Origin of the sequence: Microcoleus sp. B3-D2, assembly GCF_036705345.1 — a bacterium.
Taxonomy (GTDB): domain Bacteria; phylum Cyanobacteriota; class Cyanobacteriia; order Cyanobacteriales; family Microcoleaceae; genus Microcoleus.
This window is the reverse complement of record NZ_JAUBUG010000107.1, coordinates 1-15,391: the sequence shown is the minus strand read 5'-3', so window position 1 is coordinate 15,391 and position 15,391 is coordinate 1. Positions and strand designations below refer to the sequence as shown.

16 protein-coding genes are annotated in these 15,391 nt (G+C 43.6%); 8 read left to right on the top strand and 8 right to left on the bottom strand.

Annotated features, from left to right (window positions below; genetic code table 11):
• Window positions 1-268 precede the first annotated feature (268 nt).
• From QUB14_RS26560 to QUB14_RS26545, 4 genes are all read left to right on the top strand, one after another.
• Complete coding sequence (locus QUB14_RS26560) at window positions 269-1,525, top strand: ABC transporter substrate-binding protein (RefSeq protein WP_333220891.1); 1,257 nt, start codon at window positions 269-271, stop codon at window positions 1,523-1,525.
• 151 nt (window positions 1,526-1,676) lie between these two features.
• Window positions 1,677-2,627, top strand: coding sequence for a branched-chain amino acid ABC transporter permease (locus QUB14_RS26555; RefSeq protein ID WP_333220893.1), 951 nt, complete (start codon window positions 1,677-1,679; stop codon window positions 2,625-2,627).
• A 151-nt stretch (window positions 2,628-2,778) separates the two neighbouring features.
• Window positions 2,779-3,348, top strand: a complete 570-nt coding sequence (locus QUB14_RS26550; protein ID WP_333220895.1) for a GNAT family N-acetyltransferase — start codon at window positions 2,779-2,781, stop codon at window positions 3,346-3,348.
• Window positions 3,349-3,393: 45 nt separating this feature from the next.
• Window positions 3,394-4,323 (top strand): branched-chain amino acid ABC transporter permease, encoded by a 930-nt coding sequence (locus QUB14_RS26545; RefSeq protein WP_333220897.1) that lies wholly within the window; start codon window positions 3,394-3,396, stop codon window positions 4,321-4,323.
• A 111-nt stretch (window positions 4,324-4,434) separates the two neighbouring features.
• Here the strand turns inward: QUB14_RS26545 and yidD are convergent, their stop codons facing one another.
• The 3 genes from yidD to QUB14_RS26530 all read right to left on the bottom strand — a co-directional run bounded on the left by yidD (window position 4,435) and on the right by QUB14_RS26530 (window position 6,530).
• Window positions 4,435-4,875, bottom strand: coding sequence for a membrane protein insertion efficiency factor YidD (yidD, locus tag QUB14_RS26540; RefSeq protein WP_333220899.1), 441 nt, complete (start codon window positions 4,873-4,875; stop codon window positions 4,435-4,437).
• Window positions 4,872-6,110 (bottom strand): CFI-box-CTERM domain-containing protein, encoded by a 1,239-nt coding sequence (locus QUB14_RS26535; protein ID WP_333220901.1) that lies wholly within the window; start codon window positions 6,108-6,110, stop codon window positions 4,872-4,874. The genes yidD and QUB14_RS26535 overlap by 4 nt, the downstream gene beginning before the upstream one ends.
• 75 nt (window positions 6,111-6,185) lie before the next feature.
• Complete coding sequence (locus QUB14_RS26530; protein WP_333220903.1) at window positions 6,186-6,530, bottom strand: hypothetical protein; 345 nt, start codon at window positions 6,528-6,530, stop codon at window positions 6,186-6,188.
• Between the two features lie 237 nt (window positions 6,531-6,767).
• On the opposite strand from QUB14_RS26530, the gene QUB14_RS26525 reads away from it, so the two are divergent.
• On the top strand, window positions 6,768-7,277 hold the full coding sequence (locus tag QUB14_RS26525) for a hypothetical protein (protein WP_333220905.1): 510 nt from the start codon (window positions 6,768-6,770) through the stop codon (window positions 7,275-7,277).
• A 52-nt stretch (window positions 7,278-7,329) separates the two neighbouring features.
• Window positions 7,330-7,971: a Uma2 family endonuclease gene (locus tag QUB14_RS26520; RefSeq protein WP_333220907.1), complete on the top strand. Its 642-nt coding sequence runs from the start codon at window positions 7,330-7,332 to the stop codon at window positions 7,969-7,971.
• Between the two features lie 134 nt (window positions 7,972-8,105).
• Here QUB14_RS26520 and QUB14_RS26515 read toward each other — a convergent pair whose 3' ends face one another.
• The 4 genes from QUB14_RS26515 to rppA all read right to left on the bottom strand — a co-directional run bounded on the left by QUB14_RS26515 (window position 8,106) and on the right by rppA (window position 13,520).
• A complete protein-coding gene (locus QUB14_RS26515) occupies window positions 8,106-9,977 on the bottom strand; it encodes a serine/threonine-protein kinase (RefSeq protein ID WP_333220909.1) in 1,872 nt (623 codons plus the stop codon).
• A 303-nt stretch (window positions 9,978-10,280) separates the two neighbouring features.
• Entirely contained in the window at window positions 10,281-10,835 is a 555-nt protein-coding gene (locus tag QUB14_RS26510) for a DUF3124 domain-containing protein (protein ID WP_333220911.1), read from the bottom strand.
• Window positions 10,836-11,177: 342 nt separating this feature from the next.
• Window positions 11,178-12,467, bottom strand: a complete 1,290-nt coding sequence (locus QUB14_RS26505; protein ID WP_333220913.1) for a HAMP domain-containing sensor histidine kinase — start codon at window positions 12,465-12,467, stop codon at window positions 11,178-11,180.
• A gap of 366 nt (window positions 12,468-12,833) precedes the next feature.
• Entirely contained in the window at window positions 12,834-13,520 is a 687-nt protein-coding gene (gene rppA, locus QUB14_RS26500; RefSeq protein WP_333220915.1) for a two-component system response regulator RppA, read from the bottom strand.
• 72 nt (window positions 13,521-13,592) lie between these two features.
• Between rppA and QUB14_RS26495 the strand changes: the two genes are divergently transcribed.
• Together QUB14_RS26495 and QUB14_RS26490 are read left to right on the top strand one after the other, a co-directional pair.
• Window positions 13,593-13,916 carry a YnfA family protein gene (locus tag QUB14_RS26495; RefSeq protein WP_333220917.1) on the top strand — a complete coding sequence of 108 codons (324 nt, stop codon included), beginning with the start codon at window positions 13,593-13,595 and terminating at the stop codon, window positions 13,914-13,916.
• Window positions 13,917-14,079: 163 nt separating this feature from the next.
• A complete protein-coding gene (locus QUB14_RS26490; protein ID WP_333039132.1) occupies window positions 14,080-14,466 on the top strand; it encodes a hypothetical protein in 387 nt (128 codons plus the stop codon).
• A gap of 257 nt (window positions 14,467-14,723) precedes the next feature.
• Here the strand turns inward: QUB14_RS26490 and QUB14_RS26485 are convergent, their stop codons facing one another.
• Window positions 14,724-15,128, bottom strand: coding sequence for a BON domain-containing protein (locus tag QUB14_RS26485; protein ID WP_333220919.1), 405 nt, complete (start codon window positions 15,126-15,128; stop codon window positions 14,724-14,726).
• Window positions 15,129-15,391: the final 263 nt, after the last annotated feature.

The following is a 15,391-nucleotide window of genomic DNA, read 5'->3' as shown; positions in this document are numbered from 1 at the left end:
CTTTATTAATGTATCAACTCTCCCCAGGGTTGTCAAGCGTTTTGCGAAAATATTTTTGACTTTTTTTTGAACCTATACACAACAAGGGTTTCGGCTGTCCTTCACCGCTCGGCTATCCGAAACCTGACTCCTCTTTAGGGCTTGGGTTTGCTTTTTGGCCCTGGAAATACGCTTTGGGCCGGGACTCTTCAGCGAATCGGTAGAATATTTGCACATATAGATGTTCTATATAGAGATGGTCTATATATATGTGTTCGATCGCCCGCTTATGAAAAAACCTGCCGCTCGCCCTACTGCCTTGTTCGTTACCTGCGCTTTACTGCTGAGCGCTTGCAGTCAGACGAACACTCCCCAGACATCAACTACCGTATCTACAGGTACTTCGGCATCTCCAGCAACTTCGTCAGAGGGTTCGGCTGCGGGGAACTCTACCGCTATTCCCGTTGGGGTTGGGGTGGCGCAAACTAGCAATGTGGCTTTGCTCGGTCAGGAACAGGTGGCTGGCGCGAAAATTGCTCTGAAGTATTTCAACGATAAGGGCGGTGTGGATGGGACGCCGATTAGACTGGTGTTCCAAGATACTGGTGGAGATGAACAAGGGACAATCAATGCCTTCAATACTCTGATCAATCAGGATAAGGTGGTAGGTATTGTGGGGCCAACTCTCTCGCAGCAAGCTTTTAGTGCCGATCCGATCGCCGATCGCGCAAAAGTACCCGTACTCGGACCCTCCAACACCGCTAAAGGCATTCCCCAGATTGGCGATTATGTGGCCAGAGTCTCCGCGCCTGTGGCCGTGGTAGCACCTAATGCGGTGAAAGCTGCACTGAAGCAAAATCCCAATATTAAGAAAGTAGCCGTGTTTTTTGCTCAGAATGATGCTTTTAGCAAATCTGAGACTGAAACTTTTCAGACAACTGTTAAAGATATGGGGCTGGAATTGGCAACAGTCCAAAAATTCTTGACTACTGATACAGATTTCCAATCTCAAGCTACTAACGCAATAAATGTCAACCCCGATTTGATAATTATTTCCGGGTTGGCCGCCGATGGAGGCAATTTAATTAAGCAATTGCGGGAGTTGGGTTACAAAGGCGCGATAATTGGCGGCAATGGTCTGAATACTTCTAATTTATTTCCTGTTTGTAAAGCACTCTGTGATGGAGTTTTGATTGCCCAAGCCTACAGCCCGGAATATGAAAATGAAGTTAATAAGGCTTTTCGCGAGGCTTATCGCGCTCAATTTAAGAAAGAACCGCCTCAGTTTAGCGCTCAGGCTTTTACTGGCGTACAAGTTTTTGTTGAGTCATTAAAGGCACTTAATGCTCAGTCTAAGGTTAGCGAAAAGCCTTTAGCAGAGTTGCGTACAAATTTGAATCAGCAGTTGTTGCGTGGAAAGTATGACACGCCTTTGGGGGAAATTTCTTTTACCCCTGAAGGTGAGATTAATCAGAAAGAGTTTTATGTGGCACGGATTAAGATGGAGGCAGATGGCAATAATGGTAAGTTTGAGTTTTTGAAATGAGGGGAGAGGGAAGTTCGTCCACTGCTTTTGTAACAGATGTAACGGATGTAACAGGTGTCAGGAAGACCAAAGAAGTAAGAGGGAAGAGGGAAAATCGCGGACGTATTTGTTGTTGAAGAATTTTGGTGTGATGCTCACTTCTTAAGTGGTTATGGACTTAACTCTGTTTTTGCAACAATTTTTGAATGGTTTGTCGATCGGCAGCGTGTATGCTATTTTTGCCCTGGGATACACGCTGGTCTTTTCTATTTTGGGAATTATTAATTTTGCTCACGGTGCCGTATTTACTTTGGGTGCTTATTTCACTTATGCCCTGATGGGAGGGGCTTTCGGTTTTAATGGGTTGTGGGCTAACGCTCGAATTCCGGTGCAGTTGCCTTTTGCTGTGGCGTTAATTTTGGGAAGTGTCATGGCTGGTTTGGTAGGAGTAATAGTTGAAAGAGTTGCTTTTTTACCTTTGCGCCGACGACACTCGGATCCTCTGCTGACTGTGGTTTCTAGTTTGGGTGTAGCTGTAGCGATCGCCAATATCATCCAATATCTGGTCGGTGCGGAAATTTACACTTTTCCTGCTAACACTTACGGCTATTTACCGGCAGCCATTAACTTCGGGAGTGCGGATAAACCAATTCCGATTCGTACTGTTCAAATAGTAATTTTTGCGGTATCTGTAGCGATTGTAGCTGTTTTAACTTACTTAATAAATTTTACTAAATTTGGCAAAGCAATGCAGGCTGTGGCAGAAGATGCGACTACTTCTAGTTTATTGGGTATTGATACTGATAGATACATTGTGTTGACGTTTTTTGTGAGCAGTTTTCTGGCGGGTTTGGCGGGGAGTTTGGTGGGTTCGAGTGTGAGTATTGCTGGGCCGTATTTTGGTATTGCTTTTGGTTTGAAAGGTTTGGCGGTGATTGTGCTTGGTGGGTTGGGAAGTATTCCTGGGGCAGTTTTGGGAGGTTTTATAATTGGTTTGGTGGAGGCTTTTGTACCGGGAGATTTTTCGGCTTATAAGGATGCTGTTGCTTTTGCCATATTGTTTATTATGCTATTGGTTAGACCGCAGGGTTTGTTTGGACGGCGTTTGATTCAAAAGGTGTAGTATTATTTGCAAGACATCTAATAAGGCAGGGCGGTTTTGAGAATGAACAATGGGTTTCCAGCAAAGACTATAGCTAAACCAGCCCGTATAAACTGTTGTGGAGTTTTACATACGTACCTAGAAAATTTATTCATACCTCAGAGGCAATTTGATGAATTCGGAAGTTCCATTAATACTAAGCGAGCGCCTTTTTTTACGATTAGCCAATCAAGACGATATTTGTGAAATTATTAAATTTTACAGAGACAATCAAAGGTTTTTTACTCCCTGGCACCGACACTGGGCGGAGGATTTTTTAACTAACACTTATTGGGAAAAACAAGTAGAGAAAGATTTCCAAGGCTTTAAGTCTGACAAATCTTTAAAAGTGTGGGTTTTTGAGAAGGCTAATCCTGAGTATATTGTCGGTAACGTTAATTTTGATAATTTTGTACGAGGTGCCGGTCATTTCTGCTTTTTGGGATATAATCTGGCAGAAGCGCAACAAGGTAAAGGTTATATGACGGAAGCTGTGAGAATTGCAATTCAATATGTTTTTGAAGAGTTAAATTTACATCGCATTATGGCAAATTATATGCCTCACAATCAGCGTAGCGGCAATCTCCTTAAAAGATTGGGATTTGTGGTAGAAGGTTACGCTAGAGACTATTTGTTGATAAATGGTCGGTGGGAAGACCATATTCAGACTAGCTTAATAAATCCAAATTGGAAACCAAGCTAACCAGATTTTCATTAATAACTTCTAATCTAAAATATCTAAAATCAAATGGCTACATTTTTTACTACTTATGGGTTTCTGATTGTCTCGATGTTGCTGGGTGCAATGTTGGGAATGTCCCTGTATTTGCCTTTAATGACTGGACAGTTGTCTTTGGCTAGTCCTGGCTTTTATGCTTTGGGTGGGTATATTGCGGCGATTTTGTCTACAACAGTGTTTCAAACGACGGGCGGTTTATTTCCGCTGCCACTGCTGTTATTGGAGATGATAATTGCAGGGGCTGTTTCGGGGTTGCTGGGTATTTTAGTGGGAATTCCGGCGCTGCGGTTAAGTGGGATTTATTTGGCGATCGCAACTATTGCTTTTGTGGAAATTTTGCGGGTTTTATCGCTGAATCTAGATATCACTGGCGGGGCTGTGGGCATTTTTGGGATTCCGCAACCGTTTGGGACACCGATCGAGTATTTGTGGATTGTATTACCTTTACTTTTGGTAAGTATGGCGATTGTGTATCGGCTGGAACGGATTCGGGTGGGGCGCGCTTTTGCTGCAATCCGCGCTGATGAGTTGGCGGCTGATGCAATCGGCATTAACCCAACTTTTTATAAGGTTCTGGCTTTCACGTTAGGTGCTGTTTTAGCTGGTGTTGTGGGTGCAGTTAGTGCCCATTTCCTGAATACTTGGAACGCGCGTCAAGGTACTTTTGATGCTAGTATTATTTACTTGACTTCTGTGTTGATAGGTGGTAGCAGAAGTTTTCTGGGAGCAGTTTTGGGTGGGATGGTGTTTACTGCTTTGCCGGAGGTTTTGAGGGGAATGGCGACTATTCAGGGATTGCCGATTTGGTTGGCACAATTTCTGCGGGATGGGCGGTTAATTATTTTTGGGGTGCTGATTGTTTTGGGTACAATATTTTTTCCGCAAGGTTTGGTGACACCGGAGTTGTTGAAGAGGTGGAGGAAGCGCGATCGCGGTTAACACTTTCGTTATTTTGATCGTAGTGAGTTATTCTATTTTCTCGTGTTTGTTTGTCAAAATGTTAGAAAAACAATGTGTTAGACTATTAGTGGTTATGCCATACCCGATCTCTTAACGCTCCCACTTTATTTGTGTGTTTTTACTCAGACGTTTCGCCTTTAACGTTGCGTTAGCAAGTTTGCAATCTATCAGTCGTTGCTCAAAGAGGGGAATTGCTTTTGATAAGCCATAAGTTCCGACAGTTTTCCGGAAGTATTCTGAGCAAGACTCAGCACCGTGAAGTCTCCTGTGTGCACAGGAAAAGCCTTTGTGAGGCGATAGATGTTTTTGATAGCTCTGAATGGCTTGAATAGAAACGTAATCAAGCAAGAATCGCAAGCCTAATTTGTCTATGAGGCGCACCAGTGGCGCAACTAACCACAGAAATCTTGTGATAATACCTTTACGCTTTGCCTTTGTGTTAGCAGAACTCTGCTTTTGAGATAGATTATAGAGTTTCGCTGATAAAAAGTTTCGGTATAGTAAATTTAAGAAACATAGAAAACTTATCATTTGTTATCTAAAATAAATATTAATCGATCCAGAATTTGACGTACAGGTTTCGCAAAATGTGGAGAATTTTTAAGCCATTGAGCTAAAGGCGGGGACAGTTGATAATATGCTGCAATAAACAATCGCCCTATTGAGTATGACATCAGTTTTTTGTCTCTAAAACGCCTTAAACTAACTACCTGTGGTGCATCATAGCTGCCATAAACAGCAGTAGCAATGAAGCAACCGCAACTAGGTTCACAGCCTCCACAATCGCCGCAGTCAGGAATGTCACCACAATCGCCGCAGTCAGGAATGTCACCACAATCGCCGCAGTCAGGAATGTCACCACAATCAGCAACTCCATCTGAACCACTTGTTTGAGGTTCTGGTATTCCTCCGCTAAAAGAGCTACCCAAGTCCACGGCATCACTAACCCTTGCCTCAAGATTTCCTTCAATTATATTGTCAACTACTTGATCGTGAGGCTGACTTGGGAGACTACTAAAAGAGCTACCCAAGTCCACGGCATCACTAACCCTTGCCTCAAGATTTCCTTCAATTATATTGTCAACTACTTGATCGTGAGACTGACTTGGGAGACTACTATCGCCACCTCCACCACCAGGAGGAGGAGATGGTGTAGAAAGGAAATCATTACCAAGTCTAGAAATTATTCTGAGAGATTGTCCTAAGTTATTTGACTTAGTGGGATCGAAACTAGGTAGATAGGGTTCTCGATTTATTGGCAATCGTTCTGGGTCATCTGGCTCAGTTAGGTAACTAGGTGGATCAGGTTCTCGACCTGGTTTATATAACTCGTCATTGGATTTCAGATCCTCAATGACTTTCTGGTAGTGCACTGCTGTGACCCCAACCCCAGTAGCACCAGCAACACCAGTTCCACCAAGAATAAACCAGCCGAGACGATTTTTCAGTTTCTTATACTTGTTATCAGAAGATAGTAGCCTATTAAATTCTTGTAAGCTTAGTGTACTTAGTTTATTAAAAATTAACAATAACTCGGCAGAAGAAAGTGGCAAAAGTCCGCTCTTTTCACATTCAATAACTACTTGAAGTATCAAAGATTTCTTAACTTGTGGATCAGCATTAAGAGGGAGGAGACCAGCAATGCTCTCTACAAAATTTTCGACTAACTCATCGTTAACATTAAAGTTATTAGTGACGATTTGTCGAGTAATTACTTGGTTAATTTGATGATTTGTATTTTGGTCTTGCTGATTAAAGTTTGTCATGAATTTGCAATAACTAGCTGTTATAGAGTTGTCCCTAGTTTCTACACATTGATCCACCGTGCAAGCTTTCAGATTCTAAAACAATTGCTGAACTAATTCAATAGCCTTTACAATACCAGCAACAATTCCACCTACTTCAGCGATATTTTTTAGAAAATCTTTAGCCTGAATGAGATGTTCTACAATTGTATTCTTGTTTGGCTCAGGCTTTTTAGACTGGTCAACAGCTTTCTGAATTTGATATTGAACATCTGTAACAATCTCCGCATCAATAACTTGAGCATTTCCAGCTTTTGTTATCTCAGAATTGAGATTCTCTAGCTCGTTAACAAGGTGTGCTTGATTTTGAACTGTTGCAAAATTGATATCTCCAGCATCATTGTATTGGTAGTTTACTTTCTGACTGCGCTGATCGAACACCGACATAATTTTTCTCCCGATCGCTCTCGGTTGAGAAGCGGAATTAAGTTCGCAGCGACTTGCTCTAGCGAAGATGCTTTTTACCTCTTCCGTATCATAGACCGATCGCCGAAAACTGAAAAGAGAAAAAAGACGGAAAAAGACGGGTATTTATAAAATTTGGATAAAGGCGGATAAAGACGGATAAAGACGGATAAAGTCGGCTAGACTAACTCTAGCTCTCTGACACCCCTACTGATGGACACTGCCCATATCTTGGAATTTGTAGATGAAGTTATCAGCGCGAATACAGGCAAACATCTCAATGACTTGCAGCGTAAAATTATCGAGGGAATACTGAATCGACAAAAGTATTCTGATATTGCAGATACTTACGGCTGTACTGCGGGTCATGCTAAGGATGTAGGGTACAAGCTTTTGCAAATGTTATCTGATGTTTTCGGCGAACCCGTGGATAAACGTAATCTTAAATCTGTCCTAAAACGGCAATCAACTATAAAGATTGCTTTAAATAATAGTAATAATATTGATGGTAATAGCAACACCATTAACTATATCAAGACCTGCTCAGAAAAACCCACTCCTACCCCAGATAAAAGTCAGCCTGCGACTCCTGACTATCAGGACAGCACGAATCAAGTTAAAATTGAAATGGTTGGTAAATTACGACAGTTGGGATTGAAGGATGAGCAAATTGCAGAGGTGGTAGGGTTAGCCTTGGAGGTAGTGAAGCAGATAGATGGATAAATAGCTTTTAGTTGTTTAAAACACACATCCTCAGTCAGGAGGTATAAATTTTATGTTCGCAGTCGTCACGCCAGAAAAAATTCAGTTGCCACCAGGAACAGTTGTAAGGTTGCCTGGTAGTTGGCAGGACTACCAAGCACTTGTAGCACAATTGGGCGATCGTCAGATTCCGCGCATCAAATATCGACCAGGAGAGATTTTGTTAATGTCCCCTTTACCCGTACACGGAAAACAAGCTCATGTTATCGCAATTGTGGCAATAGTTCTGCTAGATTACTTGGGCAGAGATTATGAAGCGTTTACGCCAATTACGATGGATTTGCCGGAGGTAAGAGGGATTGAACCAGATTATTGTTTTTATATCGATAATTGCGCGGCAATTCTTGGTAAAGATCGGATTGCTTGGGGTGTTGAACCGCCGCCCGATCTAGTAATCGAAGTAGACGTAACTAGCTACACGGATTTAGATGATTACTTGCCTTATCAAGTGCCGGAAGTGTGGCTGTTTAAGAAAAATAAGCTCCGAATTTACGACTTGCAAAACGATCGGTATGTCGAAAGTTCAGTTAGCCGTTATTTCCCCAATTTTAATGTATCAGAAATTGTGGAGGAATGCTGGCAAATGTCGCGCGCTCGCCATACAAGTACAATAATTCGAGAGTTGCGACGGAAAATTGAAAGGGAGAACCGTTGAATCATATCGTGTCCGGTGAATCGATCGTAATTCCTGTAGGGGCAGCTTCACCACCAACAATAATTGCCTAAAACCAACAATTCTCATAAACCTGGTCCCGCCCAAGGATTACAAACAATTTTGATTGTGGCTAATCAAACAAACATGGTGTTCTGCCAAATCTTAATAGTTTTGTCACTGCTGCCGCTAGCCAAAAACTCTCCTTCCGGGCTAAAATTAACCGAATAGACCGAGTTAGTATGACCCCCAATATTACAAATTTCTTGACCGTCTTTCACTCGCCAAATCTTGATAGTTTGATTGCTGCTGCTAGCCAGAATCTCGCCATCGGGACTAAAAGCAATAGAATCAACATACCAAGAATGTCCTGTGATAGTTAAAACTTCTTGCCAATCTTTGACCCACCAAATTTTAATAGTATTGTCATGGCTGCCGCTAGCCAAAAACTCTCCATTGGGACTAAAAGCTATGCAGCGAACGGAGTCTGTAGGACCTGTAATTGTGCGAATTAGATTCCCATCTTTAACTCGCCAAATCTTGATTGTTCTGTCCCAACTGCAACTAGCAAGAGTTTCCCCATCCGGGCTAAAAGCAACAAAATAAACTAAATTAGTGTGACCCGCAAGGGTGCGAATTTCTTGCCCGTCTTTGACTCGCCAAATCTTGATTGTTTTGTCCCAACTGCTGCTAGCAATAATTTCGCCATCGGGACTGAAAGCTGCGCCGTAAACTGAGTTAGTGTGACCGATCAGAGTACGCATTTCTTGTCCATCTTTCATCCGCCAAAGTTTGACAGTTTTGTCGTGGCTGCTGCTGGCTAGCATCTGTCCGTCCGGGCTAAAAGCTACTGTATAAACTGAGTTAGCGTGTCCTGTGAGGGTGACAATTTCTTGCCCGTCTTCAACTCCCCACAGCTTGATTGTTTTGTCATCGCTGCCGCTGGCTACAACTTCTCCGTTGGGGCTGAAAGCCACAGAGTAAATTAAGTTTTTGTGACCTGTCAGGGTGTGAAGACATTGCCAGTTATAGGTTTGCTGTTGGGGCTGGGCGGGAGTTTTTCCTGGTTTAACTAACTTGGAATTTGTTTGAGGAATTGCTAGATCGATCGCCGATTGGGGATTAATTTCTTTTAATACTTCAACAGCCGTTTGATAGCGGCGGTTGGTAGCATTTGCAATCATTTTATCTAAAATTTTCCCTAGGTGCTCGCTGACTGGGTTGTGGGCCAAATACTGGCGCCATATCCAGGCATCCTCGCCAGGATCGAACAGGTCAAAAGGCGAAACTTGAGTTAGCAAATACAGGCAGGTTACGCCTAAACTGTACAAATCGCTGGTAAAAAATGCTTTGCCTCTAGCTTGTTCGGGGGCGATGTATTCGGGGCTGCCGATGCTAGTTCCTGTTTTGAGTAAAGCCGTACCTGTGGCAATTTTTGCGGCCCCAAAGTCCACTATAACTAATTGTTTATCAGCGCGGCGGATGATGTTCCCGGGTTTGATGTCTCGGTGAATAACGTTGTGGGAATGGATGAAGTGAAGGACGGGTAATAAGCTCTTGAGTAAGTCTTGAATTTTATTTTCTGTAAATGTGCCTTCTGTTTCTACAATTTGTGCTAAATTTTGCCCGTCGATAAATTCTTGGACTACATATTGTCTGCTGTCTTGGATGGAATAGGCTAAGAGTTCTGGAATTTGAGGATGTTTGCCCAATTCGTCTAATCGCATTGCTTCTTGTTCAAAAAGTTCGGCTGCTTTTTTGCTGTTGCGATTGCTTGCTGATGGGATGAGTGGGGTTTCTGGGGGTAAAAATTGCTTGATGACGCAGCGGGGTTTTGAGGGTTTGTCTTCGTCAACGGCGAGGAATGTTCTACCAAAACCCCCTTGTCCGATCGCCTTTATAGCCCGGTAGCGATCGCGCAGCAGCAGTTTTGAACGGCAGTTTCGGCAAATTTTGGCTGCGGGAGGGTTTTGTGGCTTGGAACAGTTGGGATTTAGGCAGTAACTCATTCGACTTTAGATTTTAAATTTCTGATTTTAAATTTTATTTTTTGAATGTTTGCACCACGCAATATATATTATACCTCTTCTCACACTTTAGAAAATTTTTCCGGCGTTGCTGATTTAGGGTATGAAAGGCTAAATCAGCAAGTCATAGAAACCAGTATTCACCAAAATTCGCGATTTTCAAGTTATTTTTTTCATACCCTGATTAAGCAACGCCACAAAATACAACTTTTTGCTAGCAATCGCTCAATTACTTATAGGATAGTACCCAACTTCCTTGTAAACAAATAATTGAATCCTCTAAAATCAGTTTGGTATCCTGTGTTTTTTGAGAACTTTAGCGGGACTGACAAATGAAATGCCCTGAGAAGAAGAGGTACTAATCATGACAGCTTCAATGACAGGCTCATAAACCGTTTTTTCTGCAACCCACTCCACAATAAAGTTTGCACCTGAGCCTCCACTTGTATCATCTGCTGCAATGAAAAAGTCTGTGGAAGCAAGCGGCTTTAGTTCTACTGGACTCTTAATGTCCTGCCTAATCAATTTCCCATCAGTATCGTAGTAACGCACGGAAGTAATAATAATCGAATTTGTCAGATCCGTATTGCGGATACTGAGGGTGGCTGACAAATTCATGACTTGATCCTGGCTATTGTAGTGATAAATATGCGAGTAAATAGGGACATATACGGTTTGTCCCATCACAACTTTTGTTTTATCTAACGTGACTGCTCTGAGTGAGGTTTCACGTTTTGTATCAGGTTGTTGCCTTTGTGAGGTAGTTGGGTCGGAACAAGAGGTAATAATGACGATCGCGGCGATCGCCCAACCAACCCAGAAATGCTGTTTCAGCTTCATCGGCATTCATCCAAATACATCACATGAATTGCGGTTACGTCTACAACAGAGCGAACCGTGTCCTCTAGACTAAAACCGTAGTTAATCTGTCAATTTCTATGAGGAAAGCAAGTTTATCCGTTAAATTACCCGTTGAGAACTCTATTTTTTAACGGGCAAAGCCAAAGGCAAGCTGGTATGTGTCAACCATCGCAATGCTGTTCCCGACTTTTAATAACTGTTGGGCTAACCCCAGCCGCATCATTCCGGCTTCACCAATTAATACCTACAGGATTTATTGTCACCTCAAAAACAAACATTATAGAACTACATACTACAAGCATTTCTCTTCCTTGAGGCGGCTTAGTGATAAGGTTTGAGCGGCAGTTCAACCTGGAACGTTGAGCCGAGGCCCACTGCACTCGTCACCTGTATTTGTCCGCTGTGTGCGTTGACAATTTGTTGGACGATCGCTAACCCCAGCCCAAAGCCTCCGCTCTCCTGCGATCGCTCGGTGTCTACTCGATAGAAGCGATCGAAAATATAGGGTAAGTCCGCTTCTGGAATACCGATTCCCGTATCGATTATCTGAATGACTGCCAAATAGGAATGAAGAACTAGCCGTATCTTTACAGTTCCGCCAACGGGAGTATATTTACAGGCGTTGTAAAGCAAGTTTTCGACTACTTGCCGCAGCAAATCAGGGTCAGCCAATAATTCAATCCGTTGTTCCGGTGATTCGCAGGTGAGTTTGATATTTTGGGCTTCTGCAAGTGCGAGAAACTGGGTTGCTAAATTGCTGAGGAGCTCGTTGAGATTGATTAACCTGAGCGATTCCGGCGCAAGTCGCCCCTGATGACGAGCTAACAGCAGTAAATTATTCACGAGCGCTCCCATTGATTTTGCGCTATCTACAATGTTTTCTAAGGGAGGATGGTAATGTGAATCATCAGCCGCCATGAGCAACCCAAGCTGGGCATTAGTAAGAATGGCAGACAGGGGCGATCGCAACTCGTGAGAGGCATCGGCTGTAAAGCGCTGAAGCTGCTGATAGGCTTGCCGAATCGGTTGCATGGCCAGCCCACTGAGAAACCAACCTGTGAGGGCAATTAAGCCCAGTGTCAGCGGGACAGCGAGAGTTAGCACAATCTGAAGCTCAGTGAGCCTGTTTTGAGTTTCTGTCAGGGGAGTTGCAACCTGAAGATAACCGAGTACCCCTGTTCTACCTTCAACGGGTAATGTCACCTGACGCAGCCAGATTCCTTTTCCCAAAAGTGGATCGGTCGATCGAACTGTGAGATAACCAAAGGGCGTATTTAACTGCTCGGGAGGAGAATTCCCAAAAAAACGAACTAGCCGCCCTTGTGCGTTATACCAGCGCACGTAAATCAGATCTTCAGCAAGGGGATGCGAACCACTACCTAACAAGGAAACATGACTCAGATCGACCTGGTTCTGGTTGTGGCGAACTTCATAATGCACGCTGGCAGCCATGATTCTGCTTTTGTCATATAGCAGTCGATCGAGCGCCTCTAGTTTATCTTTCACCTCAATCTGATAGATCGCCCCAGCAAACAGCACGAGAATGCTTCCCATTGACAGGGTGAACCAACGAGCCAGATTGCGACGACTTTGATTAAACTTGACATCCACCCCGAGCTGAAGGTACGGGGATTCCCAAACCTCACGATTTGAATTTCTGCTTCTTCGCAACTGCCTCTACCCTAAAAGAGATTTGGTCTTATGTTCGCTCCACAGACTAACCCCGCAAGCCCTGCGGTTTTTACCTGTCGAATACCAAACGGAATTCTTCTTCGTTTTGATTCTAGGGATGTTTACCATTGCCCTATCCTCTTTTCCCGGTCTACCGATTTTGCGAAAGCCGCCAGCACAAGGCTGAACTTCGCTCGTATAGGCTGTTTGATCCATCGTCTCGGGTGGGTCGTTGACCAATTATATTGTAATATAAAGCCGTCCTAAAAGGACGAGGTTTCTACCCACTTTTCTGATGACTTGCCTTCACGATCGTTGCTTTTCGGGGGAAGTGAGGCGATAACCCATGCCGTAAATGCTCTCAATCCAGTCTGATACTCCTACAGCCTGCAAGCGTTGGCGGAGTTTGCGAACTAGAACAGTAATCGCATTGCTCTCTGGTTCAGTCCCCCATTCCCACACGCCTTGTTCAATCTGATTCCGAGTCAAAACTTGCCGGGGATGACGCATAAAATACTCCAACAACTGAAACTCGCGACTGGAGAGGGAAACGGTTGCACCTTGTCGCTCAACAGTAAGAGTATCGAGGTGGAGGTGCAGATCCTCAAGGCTGAGCGTATCTCCTTGCCAAAGGGGCGATCGCCGTCTTAATGCCCGCACTCGTGCCATGAATTCAACCAAATCGATCGGTTTCACCAGGTAATCATCTGCACCTGCGTCTAACCCGGTCACTTTTTCAGGCGTGGTGTCTCTTGCGGTGATCATCAAAATCGGCGCTGTTTTCCCTGCTGCTCGATATTGACGGCAGAGATTTACCCCAGTGATATGTGGCAACATCCAGTCCAAAATCAACAAATCATATTCTTTTTCTGATAACAGCCACTGTGCCGTCTCTCCATCTTTTACCCCATCCACGCTATGTCCTGCTTGAGACAGCACTGTTTGAAGTGGCATTAGTTGCTTTGGGTCGTCCTCCACAAGTAAGATTCTCATATATTTCTTTAATTTGGTTGATAAACATCGATCGGCTGATGAAATTTATCTATTTTAAGCATGAATCTAAAAATGCCAACACTTGCTTTTTTTCTATTTGCGGCTCTAGGAGAAATCTCTGGGTGTTACGCTTTCTGGGCCTGGGTGAGACTTGAAAAGAGCATTTTGTGGGTTGTTCCAGGCATTTTAGCTTTAATCAGTTTTGCGCTTTCTCTAACTCAAGTCAATGCCTCAAACGCTGGAAGAGTATATGCTGCCTATGGAGGTATTTACATTCTTGCATCTCTGGTTTGGTTATGGCTCATTGAAGGAGTTAAGCCAGATAAGTGGGACTTGCTGGGTGTTACAATTTCCCTGATTGGAACCGCTGTAATTTTGTTGAGCCCACATCGCTGAGCGGTGTTCTTATCGAACTGAAACATTTGACGCATCGTCCTTTAGTAGGATTTCAGCAGAGCGGTAACTCCACTAAAGTGCAAATATAGCAATCCTAAATCATTTGTGAATTTCTTACTCCCTCCCCTTGGTAAGGGGAGGGTTGGGGTGGGGTAAAAAATTTATGTGGCAGGTTACTAAACGTTGGCTAAAAGCATCAGGCGCAGAGTTTTGGTTGCCATTGCCGTTTGTGGCGATCGCGTTTTGGGTTGGTTCCAGTTTCCTAATGGCTCAAGAATTACAACAACCCCAGATCGCAAAGAATAAACTTCAGGCAGATACCCAGCTTAAAGCAACGGTGTCTGTCAATATATTGCTGATCAACGCGGTGATTAACCGAAAACAAGGAACAACCCAGGTTGCGGTAGAAACAGCAGAACCCATTTTGAAGCGATTGGAATTAGAATTGCCAATGACTGACGCAACCCAGATAGAGGCAGCGATCGCGCAAGAACTCCAGTTATCACGTCAAAATGTTCGCCAGTTAGTCCGTTACGAGATCGTTGAATGAGGCTATGGTGTCAATATTGCGATCGCATCCAGTAGACCTCTTGCAAAAATCCTTTTCATCAATTGATGGGACGGGCAAGATGCCCATCCCACAAGAGTTATTTTTTTTTGTGGGACGGGCATCTTGCCCGTCCTATTTATTTTTGCAAGAGGTCTAGTCAAATAAGGTTGCCAAATCCATAGGTTTCCTCACTGCGATCGCGCAATATTTTAAGTGGCAACAAGCGCCAAATGCTCTTGCCACTTCACTGTTAGGAACTACTGAATGACGATTTGGTTATTGAGCGAAATATTCGGTGCAGTTTGCCGAGCAATTTGTTCTGCCAAAGCTTTTTGTTCTGCCGTTTGAACGCGCCCTGTTAACACAATCGAATTATCCCGCTCCTCTGCGTCCAAATCGAATTGCTTGAGGGTGCCATCGGAGTCTAAGGCCTCTTCTACGCGATCGGCAATATCGTCAATGTCTTGATTCTGAGGCGTCTGTGCGGTCGTGGTTGCAGGCGCAGAAGCCGTTGGAACCGTCGTATTTCCAGTGGCAGTTGTGGGAGCAGAAGTAGATGGAACAGTTGTCTGTGAATTATTTGACGGGTTGCAAGCACCTAAACCCAAAATTGCAATTGTGCTGACGCTGATTCCTTGCACAAATAGCTTTAATAATTGCATATTTTTTGTTTGTTTTGTTTATTGTGAAACGCAATTTTGCCGATAAACCTCAGCATGAAGTCTTTGAGCCTTTCAAGTTAACAAGTGAATGTACGATTGTTCATCCATCAAAAGGAATGCTTTTTACAAACTGAAAAAACAACAATAAATCAAATCCAGTCAACTAAGGTTGGCAAGTCCATGAGCCAATACGGTTCAGTTAAGGCTCAAATAGTGGTAAATTAGGTATGGTGTCCAAAAATGGAGAGCAAGTAAGGTGCATC

Bases quoted from the DNA above. Each gene is read 5' to 3' on its own strand.
- QUB14_RS26515 (WP_333220909.1), bottom strand. From the start codon at position 9,977: ATGAGTTACTGCCTAAATCCCAACTGTTCCAAGCCACAAAACCCTCCC.
- QUB14_RS26525 (WP_333220905.1), top strand. From the start codon at position 6,768: ATGGACACTGCCCATATCTTGGAATTTGTAGATGAAGTTATCAGCGCG.
- QUB14_RS26485 (WP_333220919.1), bottom strand. From the start codon at position 15,128: ATGCAATTATTAAAGCTATTTGTGCAAGGAATCAGCGTCAGCACAATT.
- yidD (WP_333220899.1), bottom strand. From the start codon at position 4,875: ATGATAAGTTTTCTATGTTTCTTAAATTTACTATACCGAAACTTTTTA.
- QUB14_RS26550 (WP_333220895.1), top strand. From the start codon at position 2,779: ATGAATTCGGAAGTTCCATTAATACTAAGCGAGCGCCTTTTTTTACGA.
- QUB14_RS26510 (WP_333220911.1), bottom strand. From the start codon at position 10,835: ATGAAGCTGAAACAGCATTTCTGGGTTGGTTGGGCGATCGCCGCGATC.
- rppA (WP_333220915.1), bottom strand. From the start codon at position 13,520: ATGAGAATCTTACTTGTGGAGGACGACCCAAAGCAACTAATGCCACTT.
- QUB14_RS26495 (WP_333220917.1), top strand. From the start codon at position 13,593: ATGCCAACACTTGCTTTTTTTCTATTTGCGGCTCTAGGAGAAATCTCT.
- QUB14_RS26555 (WP_333220893.1), top strand. From the start codon at position 1,677: ATGGACTTAACTCTGTTTTTGCAACAATTTTTGAATGGTTTGTCGATC.
- QUB14_RS26535 (WP_333220901.1), bottom strand. From the start codon at position 6,110: ATGACAAACTTTAATCAGCAAGACCAAAATACAAATCATCAAATTAAC.
- QUB14_RS26545 (WP_333220897.1), top strand. From the start codon at position 3,394: ATGGCTACATTTTTTACTACTTATGGGTTTCTGATTGTCTCGATGTTG.
- QUB14_RS26520 (WP_333220907.1), top strand. From the start codon at position 7,330: ATGTTCGCAGTCGTCACGCCAGAAAAAATTCAGTTGCCACCAGGAACA.
- QUB14_RS26560 (WP_333220891.1), top strand. From the start codon at position 269: ATGAAAAAACCTGCCGCTCGCCCTACTGCCTTGTTCGTTACCTGCGCT.
- QUB14_RS26490 (WP_333039132.1), top strand. From the start codon at position 14,080: ATGTGGCAGGTTACTAAACGTTGGCTAAAAGCATCAGGCGCAGAGTTT.